At 68.8% G+C, this 19,875-nt stretch carries 14 protein-coding genes; 10 read left to right on the top strand and 4 right to left on the bottom strand.

Going from position 1 to position 19,875, the window contains the following annotated elements; all coding sequences use genetic code 11:
- The first annotated feature begins 1 nt into the window (after position 1).
- From Q9R17_RS15070 to dapE, 4 genes are read left to right on the top strand one after another with little or no spacing between them, the layout of a single operon-like run.
- The gene (locus Q9R17_RS15070; protein WP_308155412.1) at positions 2 to 2,629 is read left to right on the top strand and encodes a [protein-PII] uridylyltransferase; all 2,628 of its coding nucleotides are present in this window, start codon (positions 2 to 4) and stop codon (positions 2,627 to 2,629) included.
- Positions 2,629 to 3,723, top strand: coding sequence for a 2,3,4,5-tetrahydropyridine-2,6-dicarboxylate N-succinyltransferase (gene dapD, locus Q9R17_RS15075; protein ID WP_308155413.1), 1,095 nt, complete (start codon positions 2,629 to 2,631; stop codon positions 3,721 to 3,723). The genes Q9R17_RS15070 and dapD overlap by 1 nt, the downstream gene beginning before the upstream one ends.
- 13 nt (positions 3,724 to 3,736) lie before the next feature.
- The gene (locus Q9R17_RS15080) at positions 3,737 to 4,102 is read left to right on the top strand and encodes a Spx/MgsR family RNA polymerase-binding regulatory protein (RefSeq protein ID WP_308155414.1); all 366 of its coding nucleotides are present in this window, start codon (positions 3,737 to 3,739) and stop codon (positions 4,100 to 4,102) included.
- Entirely contained in the window at positions 4,099 to 5,226 is a 1,128-nt protein-coding gene (dapE, locus tag Q9R17_RS15085) for a succinyl-diaminopimelate desuccinylase (RefSeq protein WP_308155415.1), read from the top strand. Before Q9R17_RS15080 ends, dapE begins: the two co-directional genes overlap by 4 nt.
- 70 nt (positions 5,227 to 5,296) lie before the next feature.
- On the opposite strand, the gene Q9R17_RS15090 is transcribed toward dapE, so the two are convergent.
- Positions 5,297 to 5,974, bottom strand: a complete 678-nt coding sequence (locus tag Q9R17_RS15090; protein ID WP_308155416.1) for a pentapeptide repeat-containing protein — start codon at positions 5,972 to 5,974, stop codon at positions 5,297 to 5,299.
- Between the two features lie 394 nt (positions 5,975 to 6,368).
- On the opposite strand from Q9R17_RS15090, the gene asnB reads away from it, so the two are divergent.
- Positions 6,369 to 8,060 (top strand): asparagine synthase B, encoded by a 1,692-nt coding sequence (gene asnB, locus Q9R17_RS15095; protein WP_308155417.1) that lies wholly within the window; start codon positions 6,369 to 6,371, stop codon positions 8,058 to 8,060.
- Between the two features lie 79 nt (positions 8,061 to 8,139).
- Here asnB and Q9R17_RS15100 read toward each other — a convergent pair whose 3' ends face one another.
- Positions 8,140 to 10,467, bottom strand: a complete 2,328-nt coding sequence (locus Q9R17_RS15100; RefSeq protein WP_308155418.1) for a penicillin acylase family protein — start codon at positions 10,465 to 10,467, stop codon at positions 8,140 to 8,142.
- A 123-nt stretch (positions 10,468 to 10,590) separates the two neighbouring features.
- Between Q9R17_RS15100 and bfr the strand changes: the two genes are divergently transcribed.
- Entirely contained in the window at positions 10,591 to 11,079 is a 489-nt protein-coding gene (gene bfr / locus Q9R17_RS15105) for a bacterioferritin (RefSeq protein WP_308155419.1), read from the top strand.
- A 245-nt stretch (positions 11,080 to 11,324) separates the two neighbouring features.
- Here the strand turns inward: bfr and parC are convergent, their stop codons facing one another.
- The gene (gene parC, locus Q9R17_RS15110; protein WP_308155420.1) at positions 11,325 to 13,568 is read right to left on the bottom strand and encodes a DNA topoisomerase IV subunit A; all 2,244 of its coding nucleotides are present in this window, start codon (positions 13,566 to 13,568) and stop codon (positions 11,325 to 11,327) included.
- A gap of 60 nt (positions 13,569 to 13,628) precedes the next feature.
- Complete coding sequence (locus Q9R17_RS15115) at positions 13,629 to 14,558, bottom strand: helix-turn-helix transcriptional regulator (RefSeq protein WP_308155421.1); 930 nt, start codon at positions 14,556 to 14,558, stop codon at positions 13,629 to 13,631.
- A gap of 146 nt (positions 14,559 to 14,704) precedes the next feature.
- Here Q9R17_RS15115 and Q9R17_RS15120 point away from each other — a divergent pair, with 146 nt between their 5' ends.
- The 4 genes from Q9R17_RS15120 to emrB are packed head-to-tail and all read left to right on the top strand — an operon-like array spanning position 14,705 to position 19,432.
- Positions 14,705 to 15,148, top strand: a complete 444-nt coding sequence (locus Q9R17_RS15120) for a MarR family transcriptional regulator (RefSeq protein WP_308155422.1) — start codon at positions 14,705 to 14,707, stop codon at positions 15,146 to 15,148.
- Positions 15,145 to 16,644, top strand: a complete 1,500-nt coding sequence (locus tag Q9R17_RS15125) for an efflux transporter outer membrane subunit (RefSeq protein ID WP_308155423.1) — start codon at positions 15,145 to 15,147, stop codon at positions 16,642 to 16,644. Before Q9R17_RS15120 ends, Q9R17_RS15125 begins: the two co-directional genes overlap by 4 nt.
- Before the next feature lie 11 nt (positions 16,645 to 16,655).
- Positions 16,656 to 17,837, top strand: a complete 1,182-nt coding sequence (gene emrA, locus Q9R17_RS15130; RefSeq protein WP_308155424.1) for a multidrug efflux MFS transporter periplasmic adaptor subunit EmrA — start codon at positions 16,656 to 16,658, stop codon at positions 17,835 to 17,837.
- 8 nt (positions 17,838 to 17,845) lie between these two features.
- A complete protein-coding gene (gene emrB, locus Q9R17_RS15135) occupies positions 17,846 to 19,432 on the top strand; it encodes a multidrug efflux MFS transporter permease subunit EmrB (RefSeq protein ID WP_308155425.1) in 1,587 nt (528 codons plus the stop codon).
- The last annotated feature ends 443 nt before the right edge of the window (positions 19,433 to 19,875 follow it).

Consider the following 19,875-nt stretch of genomic DNA (forward strand, 5'->3'; position numbering starts at 1 on the left):
GATGCTGCCGGCGGGTTCACTGCTGGACGCGCCGGCCGAATCGCTCGACGATCCCGAATGGGCGGCTGCCGCACGGCAGGCGCTGCAGCAGGCCGATGCGCGCCTGTACCGCCGCTTCGACCAGGGCGACAACATCGAGCGGCTGATCGCGCTGCGCGCGCGTGCGGCCGATCACCTGATCCGCCTGGCCTGGCAGCGCTGCGTGCCGGCCGGCAGTGGCTTGTCGGTGTTCGCGGTGGGGGGGTACGGGCGGGGTGAACTGTTCCCGCGCTCGGACATCGACCTGCTGGTATCCGGTGATGCCCCCGCGCAGCTGGCCCATGAAGCCGGGCTGTCGCGCCTGTTCGCGCTGCTGTGGGACTGTGGCCTGCCGGTCAGCCATGCCGTGCGTTCGGCGGCCCAGTGCCAGCAGGCCGCCGCTGACCAGACCGTGCTGACCGCGCTGATCGAGGCCCGCCCGCTGGTGGCCGACGATACGGCCCGGCACGCGCTGCGGCAGGCGGTGGACGCCCAGGGCCTGTGGCCACCGCGTGCGTTCTTCCTGGCCAAGCTGGAGGAGCTGCGCAGCCGCCACCAGCGCTTCGGCGACACTGCCGACAACCTGGAGCCGGACCTGAAGGACGGCCCGGGTGGACTGCGCGACCTCAATACCCTGGGCTGGATGGCCCTGCGCGCGTTCGGCGTGCGTGACCTGGAAGCGCTGGTCGGGCTGGGCCACCTGGGCGCCGATGAGGCGGCCGCGCTCAAGCGCGAACGTGCCGTGCTGGCCCGCCTGCGCTTCGGCCTGCACCTGGTGGCGCGGCGCCCGGAAGAGCGGTTGCGCTTTGATTACCAGAAGACCCTGGCCGCCCGCCTGGGCTTCGAGGACGACGCCGAGAACCTGGGCGTCGAGAAGATGATGCAGGGCTTCTACCGCGCGGCTTCGGTGGTGCGCCGGATCAGCGACCGCCTGCTGCAGCGCTTCGAGGAGCAGTTCGACGGCGAAGCCGTGCCCGAGCCGCTGACGGTGGGCTTTTCGCTGCGTCGTGGCTACCTGGCCGCCAACGAACCGGGCTGGCCGCGTGGCGATGTCGGCCAGGTGTTCGCGCTGTTCGCCAGCTGGGCCAACAACCCGCAGGTGCGTGGCCTGCATTCGCTGACCGCGCGCGCGCTGGCCGAATCGCTGCCGCGGCTGCCCGCCTACGACCAGGCCGACGCGCAGGCGCGCGAGCTGTTCCTGGCGCTGCTGCGTGGGCAACGGCCGGTGGAGACGCTTTCGCGCATGGCCCGGCTGGGCGTGCTCGGGCAGTGGATTCCGGCCTTTGCGCAGGTCAGCGGGCGCATGCAGTTCGACCTGTTCCATGTCTACACCGTGGACCAGCACACGCTGATGGTCCTGCGCAACATCGGCCTGTTCGCCAGCAGCCGCGCCGACGAGCGTTTCTCCATCGCCCATGAAGTGTGGCCGCGCCTGCGCAAGCCGGAGCTGCTGCTGCTGGCCGGGCTGTTCCATGACATCGCCAAGGGGCGCGGCGGCGACCATTCCGAGCTGGGCGCGGTGGATGCGCGCGCGTTCTGCCAGGGCCATGGCCTGAGCGGATCGGATACCGAACTGGTGGCCTGGCTGGTGGAACAGCACCTGCGCATGTCGGTGACCGCGCAGAAGCAGGACATCGCCGACCCGGCGGTGATCCATCGTTTCGCCACGCTGGTCGGCAGCCGCGACCGCCTGGACTACCTGTACCTGCTGACCTGCGCCGATATCGCCGGGACCAGCCCGAAGCTGTGGAATGCATGGAAGGACCGGCTGCTGGCCGATCTGTACTTCGCCACGCGGCGCGCGCTGCGCGAAGGGCTGGAACACCCGGTGCCCGCCGCCGAACGCGTGGCCGAGGCGCGCGACAGCGTGCGTGCGCTGGTGCGCGAGCAGGGCTACGACGATGCCACCATCGATCGCCAGTTCGCGGTGATGCCCGATGAAAGCTTCATCCGCCTGCGCCCGGAACAGCTGGCCTGGCAGGCGGCGGCGCTGGTGCCGGTCAAGCAGGGCCAGACCCTGGTGAAGGTGCGCCGGATCAGCGTGGACGACCCGGCGCTGGAAGTGTTCGTGCATTCGCCCGACCGCGATGGCCTGTTCGCGGCGATCGTGATGACCCTGGACCGCAAGGGCTACGGCATCCATCGCGCGCGCGTGCTCGACGGCCCGGCCGGCACCATCTTCGATACCTTCGAGGTCAGCCCGGCCGACAGCTTCGCCGACGGGGACAGCACCGGCCTGGAAGCGGCCCTGCGCGAGGCGCTGGGCGGTGATCTGGGCCGGTTGCGGCCCTCGCGCCGGGTGGTGCCGCGGCAGCTGCGCCATTTCCGTTTCGCCCCGCGCATCGAGTTCCGCGACGAACCCGGCGCCACCCGTTTCGCCCTGGTCGCGCCCGACCGCCCCGGCCTGCTGGCCGATGTGGCCCATGTGCTGCGCAACCAGGGCCTGCGCGTGCATGATGCGCGCATCGCTACGTTCGGCGAACGCGCCGAAGATACCTTCGTGATCAGTGACGAGCACGACCTCCCCCTGACTGACCCCGCCCGGCAGCAGCTGCATGACGCGATGCTGGCCTGCCTGGACCCTGATCGAAACGCCGGAGACACACCCTGATGGCCACCAAGCCCGCCAAGAAAGTTTCACAACAGCCGAAGGCTGGTCAGACCGCTGCGCCCCCCAAGGCCGCAGCGGCGAAGAAGACTGCGGCTGCCCCGGCCGTGGCGAAGAAAGCCGCTGCCAAGGCGCCGGCCGTGGCCAAGCCGGCCGTGAAGAAGGTCGCCGCCAAGAAGGCCGCCAAGGTGCCGGCCAAGAGTGCTGAAACCGTGCGCGCCGAGTCGATCGCCCGCAAGTCGCTGCGCAAGCCGGCCGCGCCGGGCGTGGAAGAACTGAAGTTCGGCATCGAAAGCGCCTTCGAGCGCCGCGCCACCTTGACCCTGCACGAGCTGGAAGGCTCCACCCGCCCTCTGGTCAACCGCGTGATCGATGGCCTGGAAACCGGTGAATTCCGCGTGGCCGAGCCCGACGGCCACGGTGGCTGGAAGGTCAACGAGTGGCTGAAGAAGGCGGTGCTGCTGTACTTCCGCGTCAACGACATGGCCGTGGTCGACGCGCGCCCGGCGCCGTTCTGGGACAAGGTCGAATCGCGCTTTGCCGGCTATGACGAGGCCAAGTTCCGCCGTGGCGGCGTGCGCGTGGTGCCGGGTGCGATCGCCCGCCGCGGCACGTACTTCGGCAAGGACGTGGTGCTGATGCCGAGCTTCACCAACATCGGTGCCTACGTGGGCGAAGGCACCATGGTCGATACCTGGGCCACCGTCGGTTCCTGCGCGCAGATCGGCCAGCACTGCCATCTGTCCGGCGGCGCCGGCATCGGTGGCGTGCTTGAGCCGCTGCAGGCCAGCCCGACCATCATCGAAGACCATTGCTTCATCGGCGCGCGCTCGGAAGTGGTGGAGGGCGTGGTCGTCGGCCATCACAGCGTGATCGGCATGGGCGTGTTCCTCAGCCAGAGCACCCGCATCTACAACCGTGCCACCGGCGAGATCAGCTACGGCTACATCCCGCCGTACAGCGTGGTGGTGTCCGGTTCGCTGCCCAGTGCCGATGGCACCCACTCGCTGTACTGCGCGGTGATCGTCAAGCAGGTCGATGCCAAGACCCGCAGCAAGACCAGCGTGAACGACCTGCTGCGCGGCCTGGCCGACTGACGGACGCACGCGCATGACCACCACCGTCTACGGCCTGAAGAACTGCGATACCTGCAAGAAGGCGACCAAGTGGCTGGACCGCTTCGGCGTGCCGTACACCTTCGTCGACTACCGCGACAACAAACCGAGCCCGGAGACCCTGCTGGAATGGGCGGCGCAGCTCGGGGGGCTGGGCGCGATGGTCAACCGGTCGTCCACCACCTGGCGGCAGCTGCCGGACACCCGCAAGGCGGCCGATTCGGACGCCGAGTGGAAGCTGCTGCTGCGCGAATACCCGCAGCTGATCAAGCGCCCGCTGGTAGTCACCGCCGACGGTACGGTCAGCCAGGGCTTCACCGACAACGGCTTCAAGGCACGCTTCGGCGTGGGCGGCGCGTGAGCGCCGTCCTGGAGCTGACCCGCGCGCTGATCGCACGGCCCTCGGTGACGCCCGACGATGCCGGCTGCCAGGCATTGCTGGCCACGCGCCTGAAAGCCGCCGGCTTCCAGTGCAACCACCTGCGCCTGGGCGAGGTCGATAACCTGTGGGCGACCCATGGCAGCGGCGCGCCGGTCCTGGTGCTGCTGGGCCATACCGACGTGGTGCCGCCGGGCCCGCGCGAGGCCTGGCAGAGTGATCCGTTCGAGCCGCAGATCCGCGATGGCGTGCTGTACGGGCGTGGCGCGGCCGACATGAAGGGCAGCGTTGCCGCTTTCGTGGTGGCCGCCGAGCAGTTCGTCGCCGCCCACCCGGACCACACCGGCACCCTGGCAGTGCTGCTGACCAGCGACGAGGAAGGCGATGCCATCGACGGCGTGCGCCATGTTGCCCGGCTGTTCGCCGAACGCGGCCAGCGCATCGACTGGTGCATCACCGGCGAGCCATCCTCCACGCACACGCTGGGTGACCTGCTGCGCGTCGGCCGTCGTGGCAGCCTGTCGGCCAAGCTGGTGGTGCAGGGCATCCAGGGCCATGTGGCCTACCCGGACAAGGCCCGCAACCCGATCCACCAGGCTGCGCCGGCCCTGGCCGAGCTGAGCGCCCGGCGCTGGGACGAGGGCTATGAGAGCTTCCCGCCGACCAGTCTGCAGATCTCCAACGTGCATGCCGGCACCGGTGCCAACAACGTGATCCCCGGCGAACTGGTGGTGGATTTCAACATCCGCTACAACCCGCACTGGGATGCACCGGCGCTGGAAGCGCAGATCACCACGCTGCTGGACCGTCATGGCCTGCAGTACACGCTGAAGTGGCACCGCAGCGGCGAGCCGTTCTACACCCCGGAAGGGCCGCTGCGCGCAGCAGCACGCGCGGTACTGGCCGAGCATGTCGGCCATGCGCCGGAGGAAAGCACCGGTGGTGGTACCTCCGATGCCCGGTTCATCGCGCCGCTGGGCGCGCAGTGCATCGAAGTGGGGCCGGTGAATGCCAGCATCCACCAGGTGGACGAGAACGTGCGCGTGGATGAGCTGGAGGCCCTGCCGGGCCTGTACCAGCGGCTGGTGGAGCGCCTGCTGGCCTGAGGTCCAGATCGGCGTGATGCGCGCCGGCGCTCGTGCATCCACGCACCGCGTGGATGTACCGGGGCGGAAATCAGCAGACGATCAGGCCGAAGGCGGCCATCGCCGAGGCGGCCTGCTGGTGCGAGATCAGGGCCTTGCGGAAGTGCTTGGCATCCATCACGTTGATGCCGCTGATATCGGTGCCGCGCAGGTCCGCTCCCTCGAACCGCGACAGGCGCGTCTGGGCATTGCGCAGGCTGCCCCCGGTGAACACCGCGCCGCGGAAATCACAGCCGGACAGGTCCGCGTCGGAAAAATCATTGCCTTCCACCTGCGCACTGCGGAACGACAGCCCGCGCAGGTCGGCGCTGACCAGCAGGCAATCACGGAAGGACAGCAGCCAGCCTCCGGCCTCCTGCAACTGCGCACCGGTCAGCTTGCAGTCCTGGAACTGCACCGAGGACAGCGTCGAGCGGCGCCAGTGGCTGTTGTTCAGATCGCAATGCGCGAAACGGGCATCGCTCAGGTGGGCGGAGGTGAAATCGACCTGCCCGCCGCGGCAGCGCTTCCAGCGGGTTTCCTCCAGTGAAGCGGCCAGCCAGTGCGAGCCGGCGATGGCGCACTGCTCGAACTGGAAGCCATCCATGTCCAGCCGGGAGAAATCGCCGCCTTCCAGCGAACAGTCCTCGAACACCGCTGTGCGTGGATGCGCGGTGATGATCGCCTGCATGCGGCGGCGGTCGATCGTTTCCCCCTGGAAGGTGGGCATGGGCGGTGCCGAGGGCAGTGGATGGGGGGCCATTGTCGCCAGACAGGCCCTGGCGCGGCAGTCTTGCCACCGCCCGCCATCTGTGGACAGGCCAGCGGCTTGGTTGCCAACGCAACTGTTGCGCGGCCCGGGAAAGCCGGGTAGGTTCGTTGCCATGTCGATCCGCCTGGCCACCGCCGTCAACAATACCAACCGCACTAATCTGCGCGCGAATAATCGTGCGCGGCCGATGCGGGACTGCGCCCTGGGTAGATAGACAGCACTACACGCCCGGACACCAGAAAACCCGCATCGGCCGATGCGGGTTTTTTTGTGCCCGGGCGCCACCCGCCCGGGCCTGGATGGCCGGTCGAACACCTCAACCCCGTGATACCCCCACAACAGGAGTTCCACCATGTGTTCGATCTTCGGCATCTTCGGCCTGCAGGCCGGTGACGATCTTCCCGCCCTGCGCCGCCATGCGCTGGAACGGTCACAGCGCCAGCGGCACCGTGGCCCGGACTGGAGCGGTGTGTACCTGGACGAAGGCGCGCTGCTGGTGCACGAGCGCCTGGCCATCGTCGATCCGGCCGGCGGTTCGCAGCCGTTGCTGTCCGGCGATGGCGAGCTGGCGCTGGCGGTCAACGGCGAGATCTACAACCACCAGTTGCTGAAGGCCGCACTGGCCACGCCCTATGACTTCCAGACGGGCTCGGACTGCGAGGTGATCAACGCCCTGTACCGCCAAGGAGGCAGCCCGGCGCAGTGGCTGGAGCAGCTCAACGGCATCTTTGCCTTCGCCCTGTGGGACCGTGCCGCCGGCCGTGTGCTGGTGGCGCGCGACCCGATCGGCGTGGTGCCGCTGTACTGGGGGCACGATGCGCAGGGGCGCCTGCGCGTGGCCTCGGAAATGAAAGCGCTGGTGGACAGCTGCGCCGATGTCGCCCAGTTCCCGCCGGGTCATTACTACGACAGCGCCAGCGGTGATCTGGTGCGCTACTACCAGCAGCCGTGGCGCGAGTACGCCGATGTGCAGGGCCGCCAGGCCGACCTGGCCGAACTGCGGCAGGCGTTCGAGCGCGCGGTGGAGCGCCAGCTGATGAGCGACGTGCCCTACGGCGTGCTGCTGTCCGGTGGGCTGGATTCCTCGCTGGTGGCGGCGGTGGCTGCGCGTTATGCCCGCCGCCGCGTCGAGGATGGCGGGCAGAGCGAAGCTTGGTGGCCGCGCCTGCACTCGTTCGCGATCGGCCTGCAGGGTTCCCCCGACCTGGCGGCCGCTGCAGTGGCCGCCGAGGCGCTGGGCACGGTCCACCATGGGTTCGAATACACCTTCGAGGAAGGCTTGGACGTACTGCCGGAGGTGATCCGCCATATCGAGACCTACGATGTCACCACCATCCGTGCGTCCACGCCGATGTTCCTGCTGGCGCGCCGGATCAAGGCGATGGGCGTGAAGATGGTGCTGTCCGGTGAGGGCAGCGACGAGATCTTCGGGGGCTACCTGTACTTCCACAAGGCGCCGGATGCGCGTGAGTTCCACCAGGAACTGGTGCGCAAGCTCGATGCCCTGCACAACTACGACTGCCTGCGTGCGAACAAATCGATGATGGCCTGGGGGGTCGAGCCGCGCGTGCCGTTCCTGGACCGCGAGTTCCTGGACGTGGCCATGCGCTTCGATGCCGCGCACAAGATGGTCGGTGCCGGCTTTGGTGGCCGCCGCATCGAAAAGGCGGTGCTGCGCGAAGCCTTCGATGGCTACCTGCCCGACAGCATCCTGTGGCGGCAGAAGGAGCAGTTCAGCGATGGGGTGGGCTACGGCTGGATCGATGGGCTGAAGGCGCATGCCGAGGCGCAGGTCAGCGACCGCGTGCTGGCGGCAGCGGACAAGCGCTTCCCGCACAACCCGCCGCAGACCAAGGAGGCCTACTACTACCGGCACCTGTTCGAGCAGTTCTTCCCCAGCCGCGCCGCCGCCGAAACGGTGCCCGGTGGCAAGTCGATCGCCTGTTCCTCGCCGGCGGCGATCGCCTGGGATGCCAGTTTCGCGGCGGCGGCCGACCCGTCCGGCCGCGCGGTGGCCGGGGTGCACGAACAGGCGCTGGCCTGAGCGGTGGCGCCGGGCCCTGCCCGGCGAACGTGTCACACGGTTGTTGCAGCATCCGCCGGGCGTTGCCCGGCGGTCCCCGTTACCGCGCCGGCACCAGCGTCATCACGTGCTGTGCCTTGCCCGGCAGGAACGGCGTGGGCCGGCCGTGCACCCAGTCCTCGTGGCCGGCGCCCCAGTAGGGGGAGAGCGGATGCCCGCTCTGTCCGCCAGGCATGTGCACGATGCCGTCGGCTTCATGTCCGGGCGAGACCACCATGCGCTGCGAGGCCCCGAAGCTGGGGCCCTGCACGCGTGGCATGTCGCGGTCGCCGGGCAGCGGGTCGGCGGGCATGCACAGCCAGCGCCGGGCCACTGTGGGCAGGGCGCGGCTGAGCGGCTGGCACAGGTCCGCGGTGTTGCGTTCGCCCCAGGTGCGCTGTTCCAGCGGCCCCTGGGGGGCCAGATCGGCTTCCACGCGGCGGGCGGCATCGGCCAGCAGGGCATCCCAGCTGGCGAAACCCGGCGGCAGCAGGTTCGCCGGACGTTGCTCGATCATCGGCCAGACCACACCTTCCAGCTGCGGCAGCCGCGGCTCCAGGTAGTCATCGCCCAGCCGGGCCTTGGCCGGGGCCAGCAGCGCGCCGGACACGGTATCCAGCACGATGCCGCGGAAGCCACGGGTGATGCGGTAGCTGACCGAATCCACCGAGGCGCGCCCATCCCAGTGCTTGCTGGCTGCAGCCAGCCGTTGCAGGGCAGGGTCGTCGCTGTGGCCGGCCACCTGCTGCAGCAGGGTCCACCAGCGCTGCAGGAACACGGCGCGGTCATCGAGCTGGATCGCCAGCAGGTCGTGTTCGTCGAAACGGTCCTGGCTGGCCAGCAGGTCGCGGATCTGGCGGGCGCGGGCGCCCAGGTCATAGCCGCCATCACCGACGGTGGCCAGCGTCGCCGCATCGACCACGCGGGTGTTGGCCGTCCACAGGCGATGGTCGGGCGGGTCGATCAGCGCCGGTGCCGCATCGCTGTGGATCGGCCAGGGCGTACAACCGCTGGCGTTGGCACCGGTATACCCCACCGGCGCGCAGCCGGGCGCGCGGTCCGGGCGGGGGCCCACCAGGCGCCAGGCGATGTGGCCGGCGGCATCGGCGATGACCATGTTCTGCGCGGGTACCCCGGCGCGGTCGGCTACCTGCAGGGCCTGGGCCAGCGTGCCGGCGCGGGCCATGTCGGCAAAGTCCATGCGCACCGCGCCGGGCAGCTGCGCCACCCAGCGCAGCGCATCGCCGCTGCCATCGGCATGGGTATGCAGGACCGGCCCCCAGGTGGTTTCGCGCACGGGGAACATCACATCGGCCTGGCCGGCCACGGCAATGCGTTCCTGGTGCACGGTCACCGCGGCATCGGCCGGTTCACGGCGGAAGTCGGCCGTGTCGATGTAGGCGTTGGTGAAGCCCCAGGCCACATGGCCATTGCTGCCGACGATCACCGCCGGCACGCCCGGCAGCGAGAAGCCGGACACATCGACCTGGCCGCCCGGCGCGCGCGGGTCGGGATAGCGCAGCCGCACGCGGAACCACAGGCTGGGGGCGCGCAGGCCCAGGTGCATGTCGTCGGCGATGATGGCCCGGCCATCGGCGGTCAGGGCCCCGGCCACGGCGAAGTTGTTGCTGCCGGTGGGATCGGGGTCGGCACGGCCGGCCCCCGGCGTGGCTGCCAGTGCGCGCAGGTCCAGCTGGCTGGCATCGGGCAGCGTGGCATCGCCCAGCGGTTCACCCTGCAGGGGCGCATCCCATTGGCTGCCCTCATGCGCCAGCAGGGCATACAGCGCCGGTGGCACCACCGCGCGGATGCGGGCCAGGGCCAGTTCGGTCTGGTTGCGCGGGTCCTGCAGGTCGGCATACATGGCCAGCCCGGCCAGCACGCTGTCGCTGGCCTGCCAGGGCTGCGGCGGCTGGCGCAGCAGCAGGTAGGGCCAGGGGCGCACCGGCAGGCCCAGCAACCCGGCGTTGACCCCGTCCACATAGGCCCGCACCTGTGCGGCATCACCACCCAGGGCGGCCGACAGCTGGGCCTCGGTGCGCGCGCGCAGGCGGTGCACGCGCATGCGCTTGTCGGCCTCGACCGCAGCCGGGCCGACCAGGGCGGACAGTTCCCCTGCGGCGCTGCGCCGCATCAGGTCCATCTCGAAGAAGCGTTCCTGCGCGTGCACCCGGCCGAGCGCCCGCAGGGCATCGGCCTGGCTGCCGGCGGTGATGGTGACCACGCCCAGCGCATCGCGCTCGACCGTCACCGGGGCGGCCAGGCCGGGCAGGGCATGCTGCCCATCCAGGTCGGCCAGGCTGCCGCGCAGCAGCAGCCATGCGGCCAGCGCGCCCAGCAGTACCAGGGCTGCCAGCACGGCAACCAGCCATCGCCACACACGCCGCATCACGCATACCTCGCCAGGGGTCGGGGGATTGTAGCCGCAGGCGCAACTGCGACTGATTCCGATTAGATCACCGGATTTTGAAATGGTGCACCCTATGCGCCATCGAGTCACAGGAGTCCCCCCATGAAAGGCAACCCGGACGTCATCGCCTGCCTGAAGGAACTGCTGCGCGGCGAGCTTGCCGCCCGCGACCAGTACTTCATCCACTCCCGCCGTTACGAGGACCAGGGCCTGTTCGCACTGTACGAACGCCTGAACCACGAGATGGAAGAGGAAACCCAGCACGCCGATGCGCTGCTGCGCCGCATCCTGTTCCTGGGCGGCGACCCGGACATGCGCCCGCATGCCAGCGAGCCGGGCAGGACCGTGGAGGAAATGCTGCAGAAGGATCTGGAAACCGAATACGCCGTGCGCAACAACCTGGCGGCCGGCATGAAGCTGTGCGAGGAGAAGGGCGACTACGTGAGCCGCGACATCCTGCTGGCGCAGCTGAAGGATACCGAGGAAGACCACGCCTGGTGGCTGGAACAGCAGCTGTCGCTGATCAAGCGCATCGGCCTGGAGCTGTACCAGTTGAGCAAGATCGAGAGCAGCGGCACTCCGGCGCACTGACCCGGCCCGCTCTCAGCAGCGCCGGGCCATGCTCGGCTGCTGTTGGATCCGAGTCGAGCATGGCTCGACTCTGCAACGTTCTGTCGCCCGCCAGCACCGGAGCACCGCCAGCCAGCCTTCGCCCGCCAGCTGCTCCACCGCCCGCCAGCCGACAAACGAAAAAGCCGGGGAATGCCCCGGCTTTTTCGTGTCTGGTGTCCGCCAGGGCGTGTCAACCAAGGTTGACACCTCCCCGGGGCGGGGCCTCACTCCACCGACAGCCCTTCCACCTTCTGCCAGCCGCGCGGCAGCAGGTGGCCACGGGTGGCGCGGGCGCCCAGGTAGGCGTCGAGCTCGTTGAACTTCAGGCCCATGGTGCGCTGGCCGCTGCGGACCTGCAGGGTCTGGCCGGGGCTGATGGCCACGATGGCGACCACGCGCTCGGTGGCCAGCTTGGCCTTGGGGATCTCGATGATCTTGTTGCCCTTGCCCTTGTCCAGTTCCGGCAGGTCGCTGGCGGTGATGGCCAGCAGGTTGCCCGAGCTGGTCACCGCCACGATGCGGTCGGTTTCCACATTGGCCAGCGCGGCCGGCGACAGAACCGACGAACCGGCCGACAGGTTCAGCATGGCCTTGCCGGCCTTGTTGCGGCCGATCAGGTTCTCGAAGCGGGTCACGAAGCCATAGCCGTGGCTGGAAGCCAGCACGAAGCGGGTGTCCGGTTCGGCGCTGGCCAGGGTCACGAAGCTGGTGCCCGGTGCCGGCGAGAAGCGGCCGGTCAGCGGTTCGCCGTTGCCACGTGCCGAGGGCAGGGTGTGCACCGGCGTGGAGTAGGCGCGGCCTTCGCTGTCCAGGAAGGCGACCTGCTGGGTGCTGCGTGCGCGCACCGAACCCTGCAGGGCATCACCATCGCGGTAGGACAGCGTGGAGGCATCGATGTCGTGGCCCTTGGCCGCACGGATCCAGCCCTTCTCCGACAGCACGACGGTCATGGGCTCGCTCGGCACCAGCTCGGTCTCGTCGATGGCCTGGGCGGCCTGGCGCTGCACCAGCGGCGAGCGGCGCGCATCGCCGAACTTCTTGGCATCGGCCTGCAGCTCGTCGCGGATCAGCTTCTTCAGCTTGGCCTTGCTGTCCAGGATGCCGATGATCTTCTCGCGTTCCTTGGCCAGCTCGTCCTGCTCGCCGCGGATCTTCATTTCTTCCAGGCGGGCCAGCTGCTTCAGCTTGGTTTCCAGGATGTAGTCGGCCTGCTCCTCGGACAGCCCGAAGCGGGCGATCAGCGCCGCCTTCGGTTCGTCCTCGGTACGGATGATGTGGATCACCTCGTCCAGGTTCAGGAAGGCCACCAGCAGGCCTTCCAGCAGGTGCAGGCGGCGCTCGACCTTCTGCAGGCGGTGCTGCAGGCGGCGGGTGACGGTGTTGCTGCGGAACTGCAGCCACTCCGACAGCAGCATCTTCAGGTTCTTCACCTGCGGACGGCCGTCCATGCCGATCACGTTGAGGTTGACGCGGTAGCTGCGTTCCATGTCCGTGGTGGCGAACAGGTGGCCCATCAGCTGGTCGGCGTCGACGCGGTTCGAGCGCGGCACCAGCACCACGCGCACCGGGTTGGCATGGTCGGATTCATCGCGCACGTCTTCCAGCCACGGCAGCTTCTTGGCGCGCATCTGCGCGGCGATCTGCTCGATCACCTTCGACGGCGACACCTGGAACGGCAGTGCGGTGACCACCACGTTGTGCGCTTCCTTGGTGAAGGTGGCACGCGCACGCACGCTGCCGTTGCCGGTCTCGTACATCGTGCGCAGGTCGTTGGCCGGGGTGATGATCTCGGCGCTGGACGGGTAGTCCGGGCCCTTCACGTGCTCGCACAGGTCGCGCACGGTGGCGTCGGGGTCGTCCAGCAGGTGCAGCAGCGCACTGACGATCTCGTTGAGGTTGTGCGGCGGCACGTCGGTGGCCATGCCCACGGCGATGCCGGTGGTGCCGTTGAGCAGCAGGTGCGGCAGGCGCGCCGGCATCCAGGTCGGTTCCTGCAGGGTGCCGTCGAAGTTCGGCGCCCAGTCGGTGGTGCCCTGGCCCAGTTCGCCCAGCAGCACTTCAGCGATCGGGGTCAGCTTGGATTCGGTATAGCGCATCGCCGCGAACGACTTCGGGTCGTCGCTGGAGCCGAAGTTGCCCTGGCCCTCGATCAGCGGGTAGCGGTAGGAGAACGGCTGGGCCATCAGCACCAGCGCCTCGTAGCAGGCGCTGTCACCGTGCGGGTGGTACTTGCCGATGACGTCGCCGACGGTGCGCGCGGACTTCTTCGGCTTGGACGCCGCATTCAGGCCCAGCTCGCTCATCGAATAGATGATGCGGCGCTGCACCGGCTTGAGGCCGTCGCCGATGAACGGCAGGGCACGGTCCAGGACCACGTACATCGAGTAGTCCAGGTACGCGCGCTCGGCGTACTCGCGCAGCGGCAGTTGTTCGAATCCGTGGAACACGGGGCGGGCGAGGTCGGTCATGCGGGGTTGTTACCTTTGTCCGGGAGGCGGCGACGGTGGTCGCCGCTCGCAAGCCTGTGATTATCCGGATGCGGCCGGGGATGCCAAGCCGCGCGGTGGGTCCAGGCGCTGGCCGGCACGGGCCAGGTAGCGTCCGGGGGGCACGCCGAAGTGGCGGCGGAACACCGTGACGAAGGCGCTGGAGCTGCTGAAACCCAGCTGGTGGGCGATGTCGGCCACGCTGCGGCCATCGCTGAGCAGGCGCAGGGCTTCGGCCAGGCGCGCCTGTTGCCGCCACTGGGCGAAGCTGAGGGTGGTTTCCTCGCGGAAATGGCGGGTGAGCGAGCGGGGCGACAGGCCGGCCCAGTGCGCCCACTGCGCCAGGCTGCGCTCGTCGGCGGGGTCGGCCAGCAGCTGCGAGACGATCTTCAGCAGCCGCCGGTCGTGCGGCATCGGCAGGTGCATGCGCTGCCGCGGCGCTTCGCGGATCTCATCCAGCAGGACCTCCACCAGATGCTGCTGGCGGGGGCTGGCCGCTGCGTCGGGCACCCAGTCGCAGATGCGCGAGGCCACCGCGTGCAGCAGCGGCGAAATGCCGATCACGCAGGGTTCCGGCGGCAGGTCCAGGCACAGTGTCGGGGCCAGGATCAGCCCCCAGCCGCGCAGCGGCCCGTCGATGGCCACCGTGTGGGGCTCGGCTGCCGGCATCCAGCCGGCCGAGCCGGGCGCCAGCGACCAGGTGCCATGGCGGGTGCGGGTGGTCAGCAGGCCGCTTTCCACGCAGATCAGCTGGCCGCGGACGTGGTGGTGCCAGTCCACTTCATGGTCCAGCCCGCGCGCGCTGTCGATGTGGAAGCCGACCACGGGCATGCCGTCCTCGCGCTCCATCCAGGCCAGTGCGGCGTCCTTGAGCAGGCGGCGGTCGCCTTCCTGTTCAGCGTCCAGTACGACGGACCGGGGCGGCTCAGGGGGGAGGGAGGGGGATGGCGATGGCCCGGATGTGTCATTCATTGGCTTGATTGTACTACCCGGCCAGATGGGGCGCCTATTAAGGTGACGTCCCTGCCGCGATCAGTTCCACTGTTGCAACACAGCATATGATGCCAGATCGAATATTTCTATTGAGAAATATTTTTTTTGGAAGAAAATGCTCACCCATGATCTGTCCTGCCACCACTCCCCCCAGTTTCGGCCTGCTGCTGCGCCAGGTGCGCGATGGCCTGGTACGCCAGCTGGATGCTTCCATGGCCGAAGAAGACCTTGGTATCAACTTCACCCACTACATCGGCCTGAAGGTGCTCTCGGCGATGGCGCCGTGCACCGCCAACGAACTGGCCCAGGCCATCGACCAGGTGCCCAGCGCGGTGACCCGGCTGCTGGACAAGCTGGAGGCGCTGGGATGCGTGCGGCGCGAGCCGCATGGCCGCGACCGTCGTGCCCTGCAGATCGTGCTGACCGACGAAGGCCGTGTGCTGTGGGAGCGCCTGCGGCTGCGCGGCGATGCCGTGATGGATTACGCGCTGCGTGACCTCAGCCCGGACGAACGTGAGCAGTTGATGTCCCTTTTGACCCGAATCCGCGATTCCCTGACAACCCCATGAACACCATCCCCGACCGCTCATCCTTCCGCCGGCTTGGCCGGCCGTTGCTGCTGTCGGCGCTGGCCCTGGCGCTGGCCGCCTGTGCCAGCAGCCGTGGCCTGCAGCCGCAGGGCCACCTGCTGGACGTGGACAGCCTGCACAGCGAACACACCCTGGCCGACACCGATCTGAGCGCTGCCGGTTTCCCGGCGCAGGACTGGTGGAAGGCGCTGGGTGATACCCAGCTTGATGCCCTCATCAATGAAGGCCTGGCCGGCCACCCGAGCCTGGACGCGGCCGATGCGCGCCTGCGCCAGGCTGAAGCCCAGGCCGGCACCGCCCGTGCCGACCGCCTGCCCAGCCTGTCGGTGTCCGGTGGCTATACCGGCCTGCGCCTGCCCGAATCGATGCTCGGTGACGAGATGGGCGGCCGCTACGGCGGCAGCGAGCAGGCCGTGCTCGACTTCAAGTACGGTATCGACCTGTGGGGCGGCAAGCGCGCGGCCTGGGAAGCGGCAGTGGACAGCGTCCATGCCGCCACCATCGACGCGCAGGCGGCACGCCTGAACCTGTCGGCCAGCATTGCCCGCGCCTACGTGGATCTGGCCTATGCCTGGCAGCTGCATGACGTGGCCGATGCCGAACTGGCCCGTTCGCAGAAGTCGCTGGAACTGACCCGCCAGCGCCGCAGCGCCGGTATCGACAGCGACCTGCAGGTGCGCCAGGCCGAGGCCCGCGTGCCGGCCGCGCAGCAGCAGCTGCAGGCCGCGCAGCAGCGCATCGATGCGGGCCGCACCGCACTGGCCGCGCTGGTCGGCAAGGGCCCGGACCGTGGCCTGTCGATCGCCCGCCCGCAGCCGCTGAACCCGGCCACGCTGCAGCTGCCGGGCGTGCTGCCCAGCGAACTGCTGGGCCGTCGCCCGGACATCGTCGCCGCACGCTGGCGCGTGGAAGCGGCCAACAAGCAGATCAAGGTGGCCAGGACGAAGTTCTATCCCAGCCTGAACCTGACCGCGCTGGGCGGCGTCGTCGCGCCGAACCTGGGTGACCTGCTCAAGAGCACCGCCACCTTCGCCTACATCGGCCCGGCGCTGAGCCTGCCGATCTTCGATGGTGGCAAGCTGCGCGCCAACCTGGCCAACACCGATGCGCAGTACGACCTGGCGGTGGCCAACTACAACCAGAGCGTGCTGGACGCGCTGCGCGATGTGGCCGACCAGGTCAACGCGGTGCGCTCGCTGGCCCAGCAGGCGCAGTCGCAGCAGCAGGCGGTGGATACCGCGCGCTCGGCCTTCGACCTGGCCCAGCAGCGCTACCGCGCCGGCATCGGCAGCTACCTGGACGTGCTGACCGCGCAGTCCACGCTGCTGCAGTCCGAACAGCAGCTGGCCAACCTGCAGTCGCAGCAGGTGCTGTCCTCGGTGCGCCTGAGCCAGGCGTTGGGGGGCGGCTACCAGCCGGCCGCCGATGACGCTGCCCCGGCCACCGCCTCCCTTTCCGATTCGTCGCATTCCTGAAGACCCGACCCATGAGCCAGACCTCCAACACTGCGGCCCCCGCGGCCGCCCCCAGCCGCCGCGGCAAGCTGCTGCGCGGGCTTTTCGTCATCGTCGTGCTGCTGCTGGCCGCACTGGCGCTGTGGTACTTCATGTTCGGCCGTTGGTTCGAGGAAACCGACGATGCCTACGTACAGGGCAACCAGGTGCAGATCACCCCGCTGGTGGCCGGCACCGTGGTGGCCATCGCCGCCGATGACGGCATGCGCGTGGAGCGCGGCCAGCTGCTGGTGCAGCTGGACCCGTCCGATACCGAAGTGGCGTTGCAGCAGGCTGAAGCCAACCTGGCCAAGACCGTGCGCCAGACCCGCGGCCTGTACCGCAGCGTGGAAGGGGCGCAGGCCGACCTGGATGCGCGCCAGATCTCGCTCAAGCGCGTGCGCGAAGACTTCGCCCGCCGCAAGGACCTGGCCGCGACCGGTGCCATCTCGCACGAAGAACTGGCCCACGCCCGCGATGAACTGGCGGCGGCCGAAGCGGCCGTGGCCGGTTCACGCGAAACCGTCGAGCGCAACCGCGCGCTGGTCGATGACACCGTGATCGCCACCCAGCCGGACGTGCAGGCCGCCGCCGCGCAGCTGCGCCAGGCCTTCCTCAACAATGCCCGTGCCGGCATCGTCGCGCCGGTCACCGGCTACGTCGCCCGCCGTTCGGTGCAGGTCGGCCAGCGCGTACAGCCGGGCAATGCCCTGATGGCCGTGGTGCCGACCGAGCAGATGTGGGTGGAAGCCAACTTCAAGGAAACCCAGCTGCGCCACATGCGCCTGGGCCAGGAAGTGGAACTGAAGTCGGACCTGTACGGCGGTGACGTGACCTACAAGGGCACGCTGACCAGCCTGGGCCTGGGCACCGGTTCGGCGTTCTCGCTGCTGCCGGCGCAGAACGCCAGCGGCAACTGGATCAAGATCGTCCAGCGCGTGCCGGTGCGCATCGCCATCGATGCCAAGCAGCTGGCCGAACACCCGCTGCGCATCGGCCTGTCGATGAAGGCCGAAGTGAGCCTGCGCGACCAGAAGGGCGAAGTGCTGCCGGCCAAGGCCGCCAAGGGCACGGTGTTCGACACCGATGTGTATGCCAAGCAGCTGCATGATGCCGACGAGGTGATCCACACGATCATCCAGGGCAACCTGCCGCAGCAGGCCAAGGCGAGCTGAGGTCGGCCATGTCCGCACAAGCTCCAGCCGCGCCCGGGGCACCGGGCGCACCGGCGGCGCCGGGTGCGGCCGCCGGCTTCCTGCCGCCCAGCGTGGCGCTGTGCACCGTCGGCCTGGCGATGGCCTCGTTCATGCAGGTGCTCGACACCACCATCGCCAACGTCTCGCTGCCGACCATCGCCGGCAACCTCGGTGCCAGTTCGCAGCAGGCGACCTGGGTCATCACCTCGTTCGCGGTCAGCACGGCCATCGCGCTGCCGCTGACCGGCTGGCTCAGCCGCCGCTTCGGCGAGCGCAAGCTGTTCGTCTGGGCCACGCTGGCCTTCGTCATCACCTCGCTGCTGTGCGGCCTGGCGCAGAGCATGGGCATGCTGGTGCTGTCGCGTGCCCTGCAGGGCTTCGTGGCCGGCCCGATGTACCCGATCACCCAGTCGCTGCTGGTGTCGATCTACCCCCGTGAAAAACGCGGGCAGGCGCTGGCGCTGCTGGCGATGATCACCGTGGTGGCGCCGATCTGCGGCCCCATCCTCGGCGGCTGGATCACCGACAACTACAGCTGGGAATGGATCTTCCTGATCAACGTGCCGCTGGGCATCTTCGCCGCGCTGGTGGTGGGCAGCCAGCTCAAGGGCCGACCCGAGCATGTCGAGAAGCCGAAGATGGATTACATCGGCCTGATCACCCTGGTGATCGGCGTGGGCGCGCTGCAGCTGGTGCTCGACCTGGGCAACGACGAGGACTGGTTCTCGTCGATGAAGATCGTGGTGCTGGCCTGCGTGGCGGTGGTGGCGTTGACGGTGTTCCTGATCTGGGAACTGACCGACAAGGATCCGATCGTCGACCTGAAGCTGTTCCGCCACCGCAACTTCCGGGCCGGTACGCTGGCGATGGTGGTGGCCTATGCGGCGTTCTTCAGCGTGGCCTTGCTGATCCCGCAGTGGCTGCAGCGTGACATGGGCTACACCGCCATCTGGGCGGGCCTGGCGACCGCGCCGATCGGCGTGTTGCCGGTGATCATGACGCCGTTCGTGGGCAAGTACGCCTCGCGCTTCGACATGCGTCTGCTGGCCAGCATCGCGTTCGTGTTCCTGTCGCTGACCAGCTTCCTGCGCTCGGGCTTCAACCTGCAGGTGGACTTCCACCATGTGGCCGGCGTGCAGCTGATCATGGGCATTGGTGTCGCCCTGTTCTTCATGCCGGTGCTGCAGATCCTGCTGTCGGATCTGGATGGCCGTGAAATCGCCGCCGGTTCGGGCCTGGCCACGTTCCTGCGCACGCTGGGCGGCAGCTTCGCCGCCTCGTTGACCACCTGGCTGTGGGCGCGCCGTACCCAGGTGCACCACGCGGACCTGACCGAGCACATCTCGGCCTACCAGCCGGGCATGCAGGACCAGGTGGCGGCGATGGGGCAGGGCAACCTGCAGAACGGTGCGGCCGTGCTCAACAACATGATCAACCACCAGGCGTCGCAGATGGGCTTCAACGACATCTTCTTCCTGCTGGGCTGGATCTTCCTGGCGATCATCACCTTCCTGTGGCTGGCCAAGCCGCCGTTCGGTGCGGGCGCCGGTGCCGCCGCTGGCGGCGGGCACTGATTTCTCCCTGGCACTCTGAAGAGTGACCTTTTACCCCGCCGCAAGGCGGGGTTTTTCTTTGTGCCGTGGGGGTGGGATGCATCCACGTATGGCGTGGATCTACCGCGTGGGCCCGTTGAAACCCGTCCGCGCACGGCGTGGGTTTGCCGGGGTGCGTGGTCGTTGAAATGCATCCACGCATGGCGTGGATCTACCGGGTGGGTCGTTGAACCCCGTCCGCGCACGGCGTGGGTTTGCTGGGGTGTGTGGTCGTTGAAATGCATCCACGCATGGCGTGGATCTACCGGGTGGGTCGTTGAACCCCGTCCGGGCACGGCGTGGGTTTGCCGGGGTGCGGTTCATGGCGTGCAATTGCAGGCGGGGTGTTGGTAGATCCACGCCATGCGTGGATGACGTGCGCGCGGCGCTTGGATCTGCAACCCCGAAAACGAAAAAACCCGCTT

Source organism: Stenotrophomonas sp. 24(2023) (assembly GCF_030913365.1).
Taxonomy (GTDB): Bacteria; Pseudomonadota; Gammaproteobacteria; order Xanthomonadales; family Xanthomonadaceae; genus Stenotrophomonas.

What these genes read in the sequence shown, in the direction of transcription:
- Q9R17_RS15070 (WP_308155412.1), top strand. Translation starts at nt 2, where the DNA reads ATGCTGCCGGCGGGTTCACTGCTGGACGCGCCGGCCGAATCGCTCGAC.
- dapD (WP_308155413.1), top strand. Translation starts at nt 2,629, where the DNA reads ATGGCCACCAAGCCCGCCAAGAAAGTTTCACAACAGCCGAAGGCTGGT.
- Q9R17_RS15080 (WP_308155414.1), top strand. Translation starts at nt 3,737, where the DNA reads ATGACCACCACCGTCTACGGCCTGAAGAACTGCGATACCTGCAAGAAG.
- Q9R17_RS15090 (WP_308155416.1), bottom strand. Translation starts at nt 5,974, where the DNA reads ATGCCCACCTTCCAGGGGGAAACGATCGACCGCCGCCGCATGCAGGCG.
- asnB (WP_308155417.1), top strand. Translation starts at nt 6,369, where the DNA reads ATGTGTTCGATCTTCGGCATCTTCGGCCTGCAGGCCGGTGACGATCTT.
- Q9R17_RS15100 (WP_308155418.1), bottom strand. Translation starts at nt 10,467, where the DNA reads ATGCGGCGTGTGTGGCGATGGCTGGTTGCCGTGCTGGCAGCCCTGGTA.
- bfr (WP_308155419.1), top strand. Translation starts at nt 10,591, where the DNA reads ATGAAAGGCAACCCGGACGTCATCGCCTGCCTGAAGGAACTGCTGCGC.
- parC (WP_308155420.1), bottom strand. Translation starts at nt 13,568, where the DNA reads ATGACCGACCTCGCCCGCCCCGTGTTCCACGGATTCGAACAACTGCCG.
- Q9R17_RS15115 (WP_308155421.1), bottom strand. Translation starts at nt 14,558, where the DNA reads ATGAATGACACATCCGGGCCATCGCCATCCCCCTCCCTCCCCCCTGAG.
- Q9R17_RS15120 (WP_308155422.1), top strand. Translation starts at nt 14,705, where the DNA reads ATGATCTGTCCTGCCACCACTCCCCCCAGTTTCGGCCTGCTGCTGCGC.
- Q9R17_RS15125 (WP_308155423.1), top strand. Translation starts at nt 15,145, where the DNA reads ATGAACACCATCCCCGACCGCTCATCCTTCCGCCGGCTTGGCCGGCCG.
- emrA (WP_308155424.1), top strand. Translation starts at nt 16,656, where the DNA reads ATGAGCCAGACCTCCAACACTGCGGCCCCCGCGGCCGCCCCCAGCCGC.
- emrB (WP_308155425.1), top strand. Translation starts at nt 17,846, where the DNA reads ATGTCCGCACAAGCTCCAGCCGCGCCCGGGGCACCGGGCGCACCGGCG.